The organism is Myxococcota bacterium (genome assembly GCA_039030075.1).
GTDB lineage: Bacteria > Myxococcota_A > UBA9160 > UBA9160 > SMWR01 > JAHEJV01.
Genome location: JBCCEW010000003.1, coordinates 282,375 through 297,823 on the forward strand (window position 1 = coordinate 282,375; position 15,449 = coordinate 297,823).

At 70.2% G+C, this 15,449-nt stretch carries 14 protein-coding genes; 6 read left to right on the top strand and 8 right to left on the bottom strand.

From position 1 onward, the window contains the following. The first annotated feature begins 79 nt into the window (after positions 1-79). Both AAF430_04845 and AAF430_04850 read left to right on the top strand, forming a co-directional pair. Entirely contained in the window at positions 80-2,686 is a 2,607-nt protein-coding gene (locus AAF430_04845) for a PBP1A family penicillin-binding protein (GenBank protein ID MEM7409550.1), read from the top strand. Between the two features lie 80 nt (positions 2,687-2,766). Continuing rightward, a complete protein-coding gene (locus tag AAF430_04850; protein MEM7409551.1) occupies positions 2,767-3,168 on the top strand; it encodes a nuclear transport factor 2 family protein in 402 nt (133 codons plus the stop codon). 9 nt (positions 3,169-3,177) lie between these two features. Here the strand turns inward: AAF430_04850 and AAF430_04855 are convergent, their stop codons facing one another. Then, positions 3,178-3,825, bottom strand: a complete 648-nt coding sequence (locus AAF430_04855) for an alpha/beta fold hydrolase (protein ID MEM7409552.1) — start codon at positions 3,823-3,825, stop codon at positions 3,178-3,180. A gap of 24 nt (positions 3,826-3,849) precedes the next feature. On the opposite strand from AAF430_04855, the gene AAF430_04860 reads away from it, so the two are divergent. From AAF430_04860 to AAF430_04875, 4 genes are all read left to right on the top strand, one after another. Next, a complete protein-coding gene (locus AAF430_04860) occupies positions 3,850-4,386 on the top strand; it encodes an NUDIX hydrolase (GenBank protein ID MEM7409553.1) in 537 nt (178 codons plus the stop codon). After that, complete coding sequence (locus AAF430_04865) at positions 4,383-5,312, top strand: LLM class flavin-dependent oxidoreductase (protein ID MEM7409554.1); 930 nt, start codon at positions 4,383-4,385, stop codon at positions 5,310-5,312. The genes AAF430_04860 and AAF430_04865 overlap by 4 nt, the downstream gene beginning before the upstream one ends. Positions 5,313-5,454: 142 nt before the next feature. Next, complete coding sequence (locus tag AAF430_04870) at positions 5,455-6,222, top strand: rhomboid family intramembrane serine protease (protein ID MEM7409555.1); 768 nt, start codon at positions 5,455-5,457, stop codon at positions 6,220-6,222. Positions 6,223-6,238: 16 nt separating this feature from the next. Beyond that, positions 6,239-7,123 (top strand): DUF4097 family beta strand repeat-containing protein, encoded by an 885-nt coding sequence (locus AAF430_04875; protein MEM7409556.1) that lies wholly within the window; start codon positions 6,239-6,241, stop codon positions 7,121-7,123. A 35-nt stretch (positions 7,124-7,158) separates the two neighbouring features. Here AAF430_04875 and AAF430_04880 read toward each other — a convergent pair whose 3' ends face one another. From AAF430_04880 to AAF430_04910, 7 genes are all read right to left on the bottom strand, one after another. After that, entirely contained in the window at positions 7,159-8,082 is a 924-nt protein-coding gene (locus AAF430_04880; protein MEM7409557.1) for a TauD/TfdA family dioxygenase, read from the bottom strand. Between the two features lie 116 nt (positions 8,083-8,198). Beyond that, positions 8,199-9,263, bottom strand: coding sequence for a hypothetical protein (locus AAF430_04885; GenBank protein MEM7409558.1), 1,065 nt, complete (start codon positions 9,261-9,263; stop codon positions 8,199-8,201). Beyond that, complete coding sequence (locus AAF430_04890) at positions 9,260-10,126, bottom strand: AAA family ATPase (GenBank protein ID MEM7409559.1); 867 nt, start codon at positions 10,124-10,126, stop codon at positions 9,260-9,262. Before AAF430_04890 ends, AAF430_04885 begins: the two co-directional genes overlap by 4 nt. 105 nt (positions 10,127-10,231) lie before the next feature. Next, a complete protein-coding gene (locus AAF430_04895; protein ID MEM7409560.1) occupies positions 10,232-12,097 on the bottom strand; it encodes a hypothetical protein in 1,866 nt (621 codons plus the stop codon). A gap of 220 nt (positions 12,098-12,317) precedes the next feature. Then, the gene (locus tag AAF430_04900; protein MEM7409561.1) at positions 12,318-13,097 is read right to left on the bottom strand and encodes a helical backbone metal receptor; all 780 of its coding nucleotides are present in this window, start codon (positions 13,095-13,097) and stop codon (positions 12,318-12,320) included. After that, positions 13,094-14,260, bottom strand: a complete 1,167-nt coding sequence (locus AAF430_04905; protein MEM7409562.1) for a TRC40/GET3/ArsA family transport-energizing ATPase — start codon at positions 14,258-14,260, stop codon at positions 13,094-13,096. The genes AAF430_04900 and AAF430_04905 overlap by 4 nt, the downstream gene beginning before the upstream one ends. Next, the gene (locus AAF430_04910) at positions 14,260-15,441 is read right to left on the bottom strand and encodes a TRC40/GET3/ArsA family transport-energizing ATPase (GenBank protein MEM7409563.1); all 1,182 of its coding nucleotides are present in this window, start codon (positions 15,439-15,441) and stop codon (positions 14,260-14,262) included. Before AAF430_04910 ends, AAF430_04905 begins: the two co-directional genes overlap by 1 nt. Positions 15,442-15,449 lie beyond the last annotated feature (8 nt).

Genomic DNA, 15,449 nt, shown 5'->3' on the forward strand with positions numbered 1-15,449 from the left:
GATTTCCTGAGGAGTAACGATGACTTCCAACAGGTCCCGGCCCGCGCGCCCGAGGCGTTGGGGACGCCTCCTCGCGGTCATGGCCGGATTGTTCGTGCTCGGGGGCCTGGCCGGCAGCGTAGCCTTCTACTTCGCGTTCCTGGCCGACCTCCCGGATCCGCGCTCGATCGCCGACTACGAGCCGAAGCTCGCGAGCACGGTGTACAGCACGGACGGCGAGCCGATCGGCGAGTTCTTCAAGGAGCGGCGACGCCTCGTCGAGTACGAGGAGATTCCCAAGCACGTCGTCGACGCCTTCGTCGCGGCCGAAGATGCGGACTTCTTCGAGCACCAGGGAATCGACTTCCGAGGCATCCTGCGCGCCGCCTGGCGCAACTTCCAGGCCGGTGGGACCGTCGAGGGCGCCAGCACCATCACCCAGCAGATGGTGAAGAGCCTGCTGCTCACGCCCGAGCGCAGCTATCGCCGGAAGGTGCGCGAGATGATCCTCGCCCGCCGGATCGAGCAGCGCTTCACGAAGCAGGAGATCCTGTACCTCTATCTCAATCAGATCTACTTCGGGAACGGTGCCTACGGCATCGGCGAGGCCGCGCGCAGCTATTTCGACAAGGACGTCTCGGAGCTGACGATCTCCGAGGGCGCCCAGCTGGCGGGCCTGCCCAAGGCGCCTTCTCGCTACTCGCCCTTCCGCAATCCCGACCTCGCCGAGCGCCGCCGGCTCTATGCGTTGGGTCGGATGCAGAAGGAAGGGATGATCACCGCGGCCCAGCACACCGAATTCTCGTCCAAGCGACCCGATTTCATCGACGGCTCGAAGGTCGAGGCCTTCGACACCGCGGCCTACTTCACCGAAGAGGTGCGGCGCTTCCTCTTCGATCACCTGGGTGGCACTGCAGTGCTCGAAGGCGGGCTGCAGATCGAGACCACCCTCGATCTCGGGAATCAGGCGGCGGCGGTCGCGGCGGTCCAGAAGGGCCTCGAGGCGCTCGATCAGCGCAACGGCTACCGCGGCGCGCTGCGCAAGGTGGAGCCCGACGCGATCGAGGACGAGCTACCGAAGCTCGCGAAGGAGAACGGGCTCGTCCGCCGCGAAGAGGCGAAGGCGCGTCCCGACGAGTTCCCGGGCTTCGAAGAACTCGCCGAGGCGGAGATCGAGGCCGGCGTCGAGTACGACCCCCTCGCGGTGCTCGCCGAGCGCCAGTACTGGCTCGGCGTCGTTACCAAGGTGGACGGCAAGGAGAAGCGCGCCACCGTCGCCCTCGGCGCCGACGTCGAGGGGAGCGTCTTCCTCTCCGACGTCGACTGGGCGCGTCCGATGAACCCGGACATTCGCCCCTACAAGATGAGGAAGATCGAGAAGATCCTGTCGGTCGGAGACATCGCCCGCTTCGAGCGCGCGCCCACCGACAAGGCTCTCGACGGCGTCGAAGGGGCCGAGCTGCGGCTGAACCTCTACCAGGAGCCGAACGTCCAGGGCGCGCTGATCTCGATCGACGTGGACAGCAACGACATCCTCGCGATCGTCGGCGGCTACGACTTCGCGCGCAGTCAGTTCAACCGCGCCACCCAGAGCCGTCGGCAGCCGGGCTCGGCGTTCAAGCCGCTGGTGTACGGCGCGGCCCTGTCGATGAGCGACGGCAGCGGTCGACCGCGCTACACGCCGGCCTCGATCATCCACGACCGTCCGAAGGTGTATCGCGACCGTCGTTCGGGCTTCGTCTGGAAGCCGAAGAACTACGGCCGCGAGTTCTACGGCCCGATCACGCTGCGTACCGCGCTCGCGAAGTCGGTGAACAACGCCGCCGTGCACCTCTGCGATCAGGTCGGCGTGGGCAACGTGATCCGCTACGCGGAGAAGATGGGCATCCACTCGCCGCTCGAGGCCTCGCTGGGCATCGCCCTGGGCACGAGCGGCGTGTCCCTGCTGGAGCTCACCCGTAGCTACGCGGTGTTCCCGAACGGCGGGATGCGCGTGGTGCCGCGCTTCCTGCGTCGGGTGCTCGACCGCGAGGGCAACGTGCTGCTCGATAACGTGCCCCTCGGCGATCCGCTCCTCGAAGAGACCGAGGACGTCGCGGCCGGCCAGCCCGGTGACGCGAACGGCGACGGGTCCGAGGCCGGCTTCGACACGAACGGTGCCGCCGACCCGATCGACGAGGATCGGCTGCTGCCCGCCTCCCAGGCCTACCTGATGGCGGACATGCTGCGCGCCGTCGTCATCGAAGGCACCGGTCAGCGCGCCCGCGCCCTCGGCCGACCGCTCGGCGGCAAGACCGGCACGACCAACGACCAGGCCGACGCCTGGTTCGTCGGCTTCTCGCCCGAGATCGCCACCGGCGTCTGGGTCGGCTTCGACGAGACGCGCTTCCTCGGCGCCGGCGAGACCGGCTCCCGCGCGGCGCTGCCGGTCTGGACCGACTACATGCGTGACGCCCTGCAGAAGCTGCCGAAGCGCGACTTCGAGGTGCCTCGCGAGAGTGGCATCGTGTGGGCGCGGATCGATCGCCAGACCGGTCTGTTGGCCACGCGCGAGACCGAACGGGTGGTGTTCCAGCCCTTCATCGCCGGGACCGAGCCCACCCGCACCGCCGCCGCCGCGCAGCAGCAGAACCGCGCACGGCAGGACCTGCGCGAGGACAGCTTCGGTTCCGACGCCTTCCCGATGACGGAACCCGACGCGTTCTAGTGCCGGCTTCCCTCCGTGCGTTCGACCGACTCCCCGCCCGGGGAGCCTCCGCCGGCTGCGACCGCACGAGCGCCTGAGCCATGCGGGGAACACCGGAAGAAGCGTTGCTGCGGAGCAACGAGGCCTTCTACGAGGCCTTTGCCACGCGCAACATGGAGGCGATGGACGAACTCTGGGCCCACGCGACGCCCGTCGCATGCGTGCACCCGGGATGGCCGCCGCTCCACGGGCGCGCGGAGGTGATGTCGAGCTGGCGCTCGATCCTGCTCGACGGCGACGCACCCGAGATCACCTGCGAGAACGCCCAGGCGGTGCTGCTTGGCTCCGTCGGTTTCGTCACCTGCTACGAGCGCATCGGTGACGACCGCCTCGCCGCGACCAACGTCTTCTCCCTGGAGGACGGCGTCTGGCAGCTGGTGCTCCACCAGGCCGGCGGCATCGCGCCGGAAGCGGCGGCGCCCCCGGACCAGCCCCTCAACTGACGCCGACGTTCAATCCGAGTCCGGCTCACCGCCGAGCCAGGCCAGCGCATCGCGGCTGATCCGTGCGAGCCCCTCGCCGAAGAAGTGGTCGGCGCCGGGGACCACGGACAGGCGACGATGGGCCTCGTCTCCGAAGTGGGCCTCGACCTCCGGGAGCGGGGCGAACGCGTCTTCGCTGCCGACGATCGCGAGGGCGGGCCCGCGAAACGAAGCGAGCGCTTCGACGTCGAGCATTGCTGGGGGGGGCGCCACCAGGAGCAGCTTGCGCACGCGCGGGTTGCGCGCGGCGACCCGCACCGCCGTCGCGGCGCCGAACGAGTAGCCCGCCGCGATGAGCGGTCCCTCGACGGTCTCGGCGAGGTAGTCGACGCTCGCCTGGTAGTCGGCGTCCGCGTCCCCCGCGTCGCCGCTGGGCGCACCGCCGCTGGCCCCGACCCCGCGCCAGTTGAAGCGCGCGGTGGCGTAGCCGGCGCGCTTGCAGGCCCAGGTCAGCTCGGTCACCACCGGCGAATCCATGCTGCCGCCGTAGAGCGGGTGGGGGGGTGCCAGCACCGCGCCCCCACAGTCGGGCCCCTGGCCTCGGATGAAGATGCCCTCGAGCACCCAGTCGACCGCGGGGAGCGCGATCGTGATCATCTTGTCTTCCTGTCGCGTCACGCCGCAGACGTTACCCTGCCGCGCGTGTCTCGACCGCCCGACGACGATGGCCAGCCGCTACGGGGCTTCCGAGTGCAGGTCTCCGAGGAGGAGTTCGTCCTGCCGAACGGGCGCACGATGCTCCTCGACGTCGTCCGACACCCGGGCGCGTCGGCGGTCGTGCCCTTCGTCTCCGACGACGAAGTGCTCTTGATCCGCCAGTACCGCCACGCCGCGGGCGGCACGATCTACGAGGTCCCGGCGGGCAAGCTCGACGCGGGCGAAGCCCCCGACCTGTGCGCGGGACGTGAGCTCGAAGAGGAAGCGGGCTGCCGCGCCGGACGCCTCGAGCGCCTCGGCCAGATCTGGACCACGCCGGGATTCACCGACGAGGTGATCCACCTCTTCGCCGCCTTCGATCTCACGCGCGTACCGCCGCGCCCCGAGGACGACGAAATCATCGAGACCGAGGTCGTGCCCCTCAGCCAGGCGATCGCCTGGATCTGGGACGGGACCCTCACCGACGCCAAGAGCGCGATGGCCCTGCTCCACGCCGCGCACCGCGTGGGACGACTCGGGTGAAGCTGGGCGTCGTCTTCGGCTGGCACTGCCTCGCCTGGGAAGACCTGCTCGCCCTGGTCATGCGGGCCGAAGCGCTCGGCTACGCGGCCGCCTACCACGACGGAGACATCACCCAGCTCGGCCAGCGCCAGGACACCGAGGTGCTCGACGGTTGGACGGTCACCACGTCGCTCGTCGCGCGCACCGAGCGCATCGGTGTGGGCTCGATCCGGCTGGTCCAACACTGGAACGCGGCGCGGCTCGCCCAGGCGGCCGCGACCCTCGAGCGGATCGCGCCCGGACGACTCCAATTCTTCGCCTCGATCGGGGATCGGCCCGAAGACCCCGCCTGGGGCATCCCGCGGCTCTCGCCCGCAGAGCGCATCGCGTTCCTCGACGAGACCCTGGGCGCCGTGCGCGCCCTCTGGCGCGGCGAGGCGGTCGAATGCGACGGCGCATACGTCCGGCTCGACCGCGCGCGGGTACGCCCGGTGCTGGGTGCTGGGGCGCCGGCCATCGAACTCGGTGCCAAGGGTCCGAAGCTCCTCGAGCTGGTGGCCCGTCATGCGGACATCTGGAACGTCAACTGGCCGCCGATCCCGGATCGGGTCGCGGCTTCGGCCGACACCCTGGCGGCCGCCTGCGGCCGCGCGGGACGCGACCCCGACGCGATTCGGCGTCGGATGTGGGTCTTCGCGCGCGCCCAGCGGCTCGGCAGCGCCGAGGCCCTTGCCGAGTTCCGGCGTTGGAACCCCTGGTTCGCCCATCTGCCGGACGCCGAGGTGACGCCCTCCCTGGTCACCGGCACGCCGGCCGAATGCGCGGATCAATTGCGGCACTGGGGCTCCCAGCTAAGGCTGGAGATGGCCGTGGTCGATCTTTCGGGTCTGGACGCCGGAGCGGCCCGGGAGACCCTGGAGGCGTTCCCAGGGGGAACGATTCGTTGACGCTCGGCGCGGCCGTGCCGTAACCTCAAGTGGACCGCGGGATTCGCGCCCTTCCCGCCCGCCCAGGACCATCACCGCATCCGAGCTCCCGGCAACGGGCGCGTGTTCGCATAGGCTCCGGGGCACGGAAGAAGGGAATCGAGTGTACGGCGGCGGTCGGAATCAACCCGGAGGCGCGGGCCTGGGCTTTGGCCCGGCGTTCACGCCGCCCATCGTCAAGCAGCTGCTCATCACGCTGGCTGCGGCGTTCGTTGCACAGGGCCTCGTGCAACAGGTCCGCGACTACCTGCCGGTCGTTCCCGTCGACGTGTGGCAACGCGGGTACCTGTGGCAGCCCTTCTCGTACATGTGGCTCCACGGTGGTCTCGGCCACATCGTGATGAACTGTTTCGTGCTGTGGATGTTCGGCTCCCCGCTGGCGATGGCGTGGGGGCCGAAGCGTTTCTTGCGCTTCTACTTGATCTGCGGTGTCGGCGCGGGCGTCATCATCGCGACGCTGCCGTTCCTGCTCTACGGCTTCGGCTTGGGGGCGGGTTTCTCGCTCAACATCCCGACCGTGGGTGCCTCTGGCGCGATCTACGGCGTGATCCTCGCCTACTCGCTCACCTGGCCCGATCGCACGATCATGCTGATCTTCCCGCCCGTGGCCTTCAAGGCCATCTGGCTCATCCCCGCCATGTTCTTCATGACGCTCGTGTTCGGCGGGGGCAACGTCAGTCACGTCGGCCACCTCGGGGGGGTGCTGGTCGGGTGGCTGTACCTGCGGCAGACCGGCGACGCGGGCTCGGTGTTCTCACTCGAGCAATTGAAGTACCGCTGGCGGCGCTACCGCATGCGTCAGAAGCTGCGCGCCGTGCAGTACGAAGAATGGGAGTCGAAGCGGCGCGATCAGGACCGCCGCTACCACTAGCCGGTGGAACCCCCCTATGAGCTGGCGACGAGACACCTCGGAAAAGACCTCGGAAGGTCGCGGCATTACCGGCTTCCTGCGCAGCCTCCTATCGGAGATGCCGTGGAGTGAGAAGGCCGAGGCCGAGGAGAAGCACCAGTTCGCCACGCCGTCGGGCCAGGTGCTGCGCGTCCACAACTCGAATGGGCGTACCCGCATCACCGGCGAAGAGCGAGACGACATCGAGGTCGTCGCATTCAAGACGGGCCGGGCCGAGTCGGCGGACGCCGCCCAGCAGCTGGTGCAGGACATTCACATCGACTTCCAGGAGACCGGCGGCCGCCTCGACCTCGATGTCGAGGTACCCCGCAAGTGGAACCGGCGCGGCGCTGCCAATCTCTGCATCAAGCTGCCGCGCGAGATGGAAGTGTGGGTCGCCGCCGCGAATGGCCGCGTCGAGGTCGAGGGAATCCGCGGCCTCGTGCGGGCGAAGTCGACGAACGGCGCCGCAAAGGTGTGTGACGTGATCGGCGACGTCGAGGTTGCCACCACCAACGCGAAGGTCTCCTGCACCTGCACCTGCGGTCGGCTGCTGGCGCGCTCGAGCAATGGCAAGATCGAGATCGACCAGCACCGCGGCTCGGTCGACGCCTCCACCAGCAACGGGCTGATTCGTGCCTCGCTCGAGGACGTCGGCGCCGACGGCGTGCAGCTGGCCACGAGCAACGGACGCATCGTCCTCGACCTGCCCGAGGTCGTGGACGTCGACGTGGACATCCGCGTCGACAACGGCGTGATCCGCAGCGATCGCGAGGTGCTCGCGAAGGGTCGTGAGACGATCGGGCGCCTGCTCGGCCGCCTGGGCGCCGGCGGCAAGCTCGTGAAGCTCCGCACCTCGAACGGTTCGGTCTCGCTCCGCTAGCGCCCGCGACGGCGCCCAGTCGCCTGCGCTCGACGCTAGGCCTCGAGCGAACGCCCCAACGTCACGTCGCCCTCGATCGTGGTGCGATTGATGACGCGTCGCACGCCCGGCCGCGTGCCCCGGGTGCAGTGCATCGCGCGCCAGTTGTCCCAGAGCACCATGTCCCCGGGCCGCCAGTCGTGGAAGTAGTGGAAGTCGGGCCGGCGGGTGTGCTCGACCAGCTCGTGGAGCAGCGCATCCGCTTCGTCGTTCGTGAGCCCGGCTCGCTCGGGCTCTGCGATGCGATGCAGGAACTGCTCGACCACCTCGAGCACGGGCACCTTCGTCACCGGGTGGGTGACCACGATCGGATAAGCCGCGTCGGGGAACTCGGGGTAGCCCATGTCGGAGGGCTTCTTCGGGCTGCCCGGCCCGGGCTCGTAGCCATCGAGGTCCACGAAACGCATCTGGCGTCGCTGCACCGTGAATCGATACACGACCTCGAGCCCCGCGATGCGTTGCTTCGTCGCTTCGGGCAGGGCGGCGTAGGCCTTCCCCAGATCGCCGAAACCGGTCTGGCCATCCTCGTCCGCGACTTCGACGGCACGCAACACGGCGCCCCGGTTCGGACGGCCCGTGTAGTGGAGGTCCATGTGCCAATCGAGACGACCCACGATCTCCTGGCCGTGGTAGAAGGCGGTCTGGAAACGATCGGCCGGTCCGCCGTTCACGAGCTCGAAGAGCTCGGGGTGCTCCGACGAGATATTCGTCTCGAGGGGGTGGCGCTCGAGGGGGCCGAAGATCCGGCTGAACTCGATCTGGGCGCGGGCATCGATCGTCTGGTCGCGGAAGACCAGGATCGCGTGTTCGTCCCAGAGCCCGCGAAGCTCGGCCTGCACCGCCTCGGAGGCGGGGGCGCTCACGTCGAAGCCTTGAACTTCCACGCCGACGTTTTCGAGGGCTCGTGTTTCGAGGGGCATGTCGTCTCCCTGTGTCCGGACGCCTCGGGGCGGTCGCAACCGCATCCACGCACGCCGGTTGCGACCGAGGGTTCGGTGCCGGGAGAACGTGCGCGGCTTCGACGCCGCGCGCCAGCTCAGTCGCCGATCTTCCGGCGGAGCTCCTCGCCCGTCGCGCTCTCGAGCACGATCGCCGCAGGTTCGATCTGCTTGACGATCAACTCGCCGAGCACGTCGCCTTCGACCAGCCGACGCGACTCGCTCTCGCCCTCGAGCAGGAGCCAGGCCACGCGGCGATCGGCGGCCGGGTGCCAGTGGGTGCGCTCGACCCGAAAGGCGGGCGCGGACGCAGCCGGCGCCTCGGGCGGAGGCGGCGGAGGGACTTCCGCGCGCGGAGCCGGCGGAGCCGTTTTCGCGGCCGGCTCCTTCGTCTTCGGCGGCGGCGCGGGCTTGTAGGGGTGGGGCCCAGCGTCCGCACGCTGCGACGGTGCGGGCTCTTTCGCAACCGGCTCGGGTGCGGCGGGCTTCGGCTCGGGCGGAGCGGCGCGCGGAGCCGGTGGCGTGGGTTCGGGTGCGGGTGCCTTCGCGACGCGGATCGGCTCGGGCGGAGGCGCGGGTGCTTCACGAACCGGCGGCCCCTCGGCGGGCGGCGCCGGCACCGCCGCCGCGGCGCGATCGGCGGCGGCCTGCCGCGCGCGGCGCGCCGCAGACGACGACGTGACGGGCCGCTCGGAGCCGGGCTTCGGCGTGTCGCTCGGAGCGATCGGGTTCGCGTCCGCGATGCGCGGCGCCGGGGTGGGGCGCGCGAGCACCTCGACTTCGGAGGCGAAGGCCTTCTCGGGCGGTCCGGTCGGCGGGTCGATCGCCGGCGGCGGAGAAAGCTGCTCCGAGGGAATCGGCGGAAGCGGAGGCGGACGCACGTCGGCGGGAGGCGGAGCGGGCGCTTCGCCCGGAGGGGCTGCAGCCGCCACCGTCGGTGGCGTCGTCCCGCCATCGGCTTCGCCGGAACTCATCCACCAGAACACGCCGGCGCCGGCGCTCAACCCGAGCAGCAGCGCCAGGACGGCAGCGCCCCAAGGCGTGCCGGAATCCCTGGAGGGCGGCGGGGTCGGGCCGGCGATCTCTTCGCGGAGCGGACGCCCCTCATGGGTGGCCGCCTTCTCTTCTTCGAGACGACGCAGGGCCTTGAGGATGGTGCTCACTCGGACCTCTTCCCGGTGAACCTCCGCCAGCCAGAGCGCTGGCGGGCACGCCGCCGGTCGCGAGCCGACAGGATCTCGCGCGCCGCCCGTCCGACGTGGGCGCGCTCCACCTGTTGGGACCCTTCAGCATAGCCTGCGAGCAAAGCGCGGTCTGCGAGCAGGTTGACCAGCCGCGGGACCCCGCGCGAACGCCGGCGAAGCTCGCGCAACGCCCCGGCGCTGAACACCTTTCCGTTGCGGCCCGACGCCACCTTGAGACGGTGCAGCACGTACTCGGCCGCCTCCTGGGACGACAGCGGCGCCAGCTGCCAGCGTACCCCGATGCGTTGTCGAAGCTGGCGCAGCTCGGGCCGATCGAGCATCGCGTCGAGTTCGGGCTGACCGAAGAGCACGATCTGCAACAGCTTCTCGGTCGAGGTCTCCAGGTTCGAGAGCATGCGCAGCTCTTCGAGGGTCGACACGGGCAGGTTCTGCGCCTCGTCGACGATCAACAGGACGCGACGTCGCTCGCGGCTCGCGTCGAGGAGGAACCGGTTCAGCCGATCGAGCAGTTCGGCGCGCGAGCCTTCGGTGGGAAGCGCCAGCTCGCGGTGAATCGCTTGCAAGAGCTCGAGTCGCGAGAGCTGGGGGTTGAACAGGTAGGCGATCTCGGCGTTCGGTCCGAGACGCTCGAGCAGCGTCCGACACAGGGTCGTCTTGCCCGTGCCGACCTCGCCCGTCACGGCGATGAAGCCCTCGCCCTGCTCGATGCCATAGAGCAGGTGCGCCAGGGCTTCCCGATGCGACGACGAGAGGAACAGGTACCGCGGGTCGGGCGTGAGCGAGAAGGGCTTCTCGCGGAGACCGAAGTGGCGCGTGTACATCAGCACCACTCCCGCTGGCTGGGTGCCGGGAATCGGACGCGGGCGTGCGGCTGCGGGCGAACGCGTTGGATGCGTCCGTCCGCGGCAGCGAAGGCGTCGACCTCCCTAGAGGTTGACGCGGGTCTTCGCCTGGGTGTCGCCGTCGCGCAATGCGGGTTCGGTCGCCTTGTCTTCGTCAGCACGGCTCATCGTGCGCAGAGCGCGCTGGGTCCGGGCGATCGCAGCGCGCTGCACGCGCAGCTCCTCACTCTGGGCGGCTACCTGGCGCTCGAGCTTCTCGCGCGCCTCATTCGCTTCTTCGAGCTTCGCTTCCATCGCCTGCATGCGGCGCTCGAACTCCTGGAACATGCGGGACATGTCGGCATCCGGCGCGGCCGAGCCACCCATCACCGGGGGCGGCGTCGTCGGGGACGGAGCCATCGTCGGGTCGGCGGGCAGATCCATGTCTTGGTTCATCATCGGGGCATCTCCCAGGGAGGAATCATCTGCGGCGGCATCCATGTCGCCGAACAGGGAATCGGTTTCTTCGACCGTGGGTTCCGCGCTCGGGGCGGACATGTCCACGGCAGGCGGCGCCTCACGGAGCGCCGGGGCTTCGGGTTCGACCACCGGCGGCGCGATCGGCTCGGCGACCGGCTCCGGCGTGGCTTCCGCCGGCTCGAAGGGAGCCGGGGCATCGAAGAGATCATCACTGGCAGCCGCGAGGGGCGCGGTGTCGGCCACCGGCTCGGGCTCGGGCATCGTGAACGGCTCGGGCGTCTCGGTCGCGGCGGGAGCGACGGGCTCCGGCATCGGCTCGCCCATCGAGAAGCCGTCGGTCGGGATCCGACCCATGTCTTCGCTGGCCGCGTCGGTGTCGCCGAAGGCATCGGAGATCGCGGTGACGTCCGAGTCGTTGGGCAACGCGCGGCGTCGGCGTGCCATCAGGAATCCACCCACGCCCAGGGTCACCAGCACACCGGCGATGACGGCCATCGCGGTCGGGCTGCTCAGGCGCTCGGCCCAGCTCGGCTCGGCCGGCGCGGCGGGCATCTCGGCGTGTCGCGGCGTCGTCGACGCCGGCTTCGGAGCGGGCGTCTTCGCCACCGGCTTCGCAACGGGAGCGGTCGGCGTGATCTCCGGGTGACCGGGGATCGTGTTCATCTCGGGAGCCGGCTGCTTCGTGGTGCGCGGATCGGTCGGCTTGGCGGCGGTCGGCGTTTCGGCCTTGGCCACCGCCTTGGGCTTGGCTTCCGGCGCAGGCGTCTTCGCGACGGGTGCGACCGGGGTCTTCACGGGTTCGGGCTTCGGCTCGGGCTTCGCCTGCGGCGTGGTCTTCGCCACGGGGGCGACGGGCTTGGGCTCGGGCTGCTTCGCGAGCGGCGGCTTCGGCGCAGGCTTTGCGGCCGGCTTCGCAGCGGGCTTCGGCTTCGGCGTCTCGGCCTTGGCGGTCGGCTTCGGCGCGGGCTTCGCGGTCGGCTTGGGCGCCGGCTTCGGCGTCGCCTTCGCGGTCTGCTTCGGTGCGGCCTTCGGCTTCGGGGCCGGCTTCTTCGCGACGGGCTTCGGCTTCGGCTTCGCCGCGGGCGTCGCCACCGGCTCCGGCCGCATCAGGTCGAGGACGATCCGCGGCGGGTTCGCCAGGATCATCTCCTGCAGGCGCAGGTTCGACTTGTGGAGATCGATCTCGGCGACGGCGCGCGAGCCCGCCTGGAGCTTCATCCGCTTGACGTCGCCGCTGACGGGCACCTCGCGGGCAGCGGAGGCCGCTTCGACGGTGACGCGCAGCGCCGGCGTCGTGCCGGAGACCTTCTCGACGCGGTAGCCGGCGGCTCGGTCGAGCTCGAAGACGATGCGCGTGAACTTCGCGTGCTCACCCACCCGCACGCGCATCACCTGGGCCGCGAAGGCCGGGAGCGCGGTGGCCACGACGATCCCGACGACGAGCAGCGCCGCGAAGCGGCTGCGCAGGATCTGGGTGGTGAGACGAATCATGGTCCGGGTGGGACTCCTGAGACGAGGGAACTCATCCCTCTGCGTGCAGCGTATCGGCAACCAGCCAGCAGCGCTTGACCGGGTTTCTGGGCCGCCTCCGCATTTTCGCGGCCTTTCGCCGAGGGGGTTTTGCCCCGAGACGAGCGGAGGAGACGTACTGGGTGAGCGCAGGGGACGGGCACGGCGCTTTGCCCCTTAAGGATAGGAACGCCGAGCGTCCTCAGGCCGGCGGATGCAGCAGCGCCCCGATCTGATCGAGTGCCTCGGCGATGCGCGGCCCGTACCAGGACACGAGCGTCCCATCCAGGCAGTGGATGCGACCCTCCTGCGCCGCCGGGATGTCGAGCCGGGCGAGCTCGCTGGCATCGGCCAACCCGAAGGCGTACGGCTCATCGGGCAGAAGGATCACCTCGGGTTGGCTCGCGACGATCTCCGACTCTTCGACGATCGGGTAGCGGCGCTCGGTCCTTGCCGCGAAGACGTTCACACCGCCGCAGACCCCGAGCAGATCGTCGGCGTACGTGTCGCTGCCGACCGCCATCCACGGACGCTTCCAGATCGGACAGAACACGCGCGTGGGATTTGGCACCTGCAGGGCGCGCCGCGCCTGGAAGGCGTCTCGCACCCGGGCGAGTACCGTGTTCCCCGAAGCCTCGGGCGCGCCCAACCCCGCGATCTCCTCGAGGAGCCCGATCGCCTGCTCCACTGTGCGCGGGTAGGTCACCCAGACGGGAAGCCCCGCTTCCCGCAGTCGTTCGACATCGCGCTCGCGGTTCTCCTCGCGGTTGGCAATCACCAGATCCGGTGAGAGCTCCCGGATCCGTGCGAGATCCGGATTCTTCGTGCCGCCCACCTTGGGGAGTGCAGCCACCGCTTCCGCCGGGTGCACACACCAATCGGTCACCCCGACGACCCGCGCCCCGAGCCCGAGCGCGAACAGGGCTTCGCTGAGACTGGGAACGAGAGAGACGATGCGCTGCGCCTCGGACGCGGGCCTCATGCCTCCGCCGCTCCAAGGGAGACGTCGAGCACGCCGTCGCGCCACTCGGTCGCATGGATCGCGAGATCCGCCATCGAAGCGGGCAGGGCGATCCGGCGCTCGAAGTCGCGCACGCTTACGACCAGGTCCTCCCCCCGCAGCCACACGTCCCACTCTTCGTCGGGAACGGCGCCCAGCGCGATCTCGAGGTGGTGCACGTCCGCCTCGCTGCGGAAGCGCACCGGCGGCCGGTCCACGAACCGGGACGCGGGGTCGCGCGTGCCGTAGAGGGCGAGGCCCAGCTCACGGAGGGCAGAGGCTCCGATCGGCTCTTCCGCCCGGAGTGGCGCTTCGAAGATCGGCAGTGGGAAGCCCGCTTCGATCTGCGCGCACTGCTCGCGCTCCCGCTCCCGTTGGCGCGCGAACGCGGGGGTGCTCAGCTCGGCGGGCAGTCCGCGGTTCACGAGCACCGCGTCGCACGCCACTCCGTACAGCGACAGGTAGGCAAAGGTGCGGCGGGTCTCCTCGACGACGACCCGCGCCGGGTTGACGACCAGCCGGGCCTGGCTCCGCTCGGGGTCGGTGAGCAGCTGCCGCACCGCCTCGACCTGTTCGGTCAGCGCTTCGAAGGCGTCGAAGACGTGCTCGGGGGCGACGAAGTTGCCGGCCCCGAGTCGCTCGGCGACTGGGCGCATCGCGCGCGCGGCGCGGCGCTTCCAATCCCACAGCCCTCCCATCAACACGCGCAGCACGTCGGGTAGTCGGAGCAGCCGGAGGTTCGCCGCAGTGGGAGCGCAGTCGACGATGCAGAGATCGTGGGCGCCGGTGGACGCGGCTTCGTGAATCGCGCGTAGCGAGACCCACTCCTCGAGTCCCGGCCAGACGAGCAGCTCCTCGGCGACGAGGTGATCTTCCTGGAAGAGCAGGGCGCGCAGCCAGGTCTCGATGGCTTCCCAGGAGCGGTCGAGTTCGGCGAGCGTCGAGACCTCCTGGGCCACGACCTTCGGCGCCACTTCGACGGGCTGGGGGCCGACGGGTCGGGCCAGCGCGTCGGAGAGGCTGTGGGCCGCGTCGGTGGAGATCACGCAGCAGCGGTGGCCGTGCTCGGCTGCGGCCAACGCCGTCGCCAACGCGAGGCTCGTCTTCCCGACCCCGCCCTTTCCCGCGAACAGCAGGACCCGCACTAGCCGCCGGCCTCGCTGCGCGCGAAGCGCACGTGGAGCATGTCGTCTTCGATGCGTGCCGCCGCCAACGCCAGGCCCGCGTAACGACGCGGGAGCTTCAGCGCGCGGCGCCGCGCGGGCGTCGTGATCACGAGATCGTCGGCCACGCGAGCGACATCGAGACGGCTCGCGTCGGTGGCGGGAGCCGGAACGCGCACCCAGTAGTCCCCACCCTCGCGCTCGAAACGCACGCGCGGCGCCGAGCACAGCCTGGCCGCCGGGTCATGCTGCTCGAAGAGCGCGGCCGCGTAGGCTTCCAGGGCCACGCGTCCGGTGACCTCCTCGGGCTGGAGGAAGCCGTGGAGGACCGGAAGCGGTGCGAAATGGGCGGCGATCTCGCGCGCGCGCTCGGACTGGGCTGCCCAACGCTCGCGGAACAGCGGCTCGTGTGCCGCCTCCTCGGGAAGCAGCCGATTCAACACGACCGCATCGCAAGGCACCTCGAAGAGCGCGAGCTCGGTATAGGCCCGACGGGCTTCATCGATCACCAGTCGCTCGGGCGTGACCACCAGACGCACGGAGGTGTCCGGGCCGGTGATCCTGGCCTGCAGCGCCGCCAGCTTGCGGTACACGAGGGCCTCGGTCTCGGTGAAGACCCCGTCGTCGGGGACCGGCGCCCCGAGCCAGCGCTGCGCCATGGGGCCTGCGACGCCCATCAACGCTGCCGCGATCCGCAGCACGTGCCGGCCCATTCCACGCGCGACGTCGGGCAGCGTCGCCAGGCGCAACGCCACGTCGGTGGGGGCACAGTCGAGGATCAGCTGGTCGTAGTCGCCGCTCGCGGCGAAGGCTTCGACGGCGAAGAGCGTCGTGAGCTCTTCGACGCCCGGCAGCATCGCGAGCTCTTCTGCCACGGCGCCTTCGATGCCGTGGTGGTGAAACGTGCGGAGCAGGAAGTCGCGAACGCGACCCCAGTGACGTGCGCTCTCGACGCGCGCGTCGATCTCGAGCGCGAACAGCTGGGGCGCAACTTCGCGGGGCTCGGGTCCGAGCCGCTCTTCGAGGACGTCCCCGAGGCTGTGCGCAGCGTCGGCAGACGCAACCAACGTACGGCACCCGCGCTGCGCGGAGAGCGCAGCAGCCGCTGCCGCGGTGGTCGTCTTACCGACACCACCCTTGCCGGTATACAGCACGAGCCTCACGGCTCGAC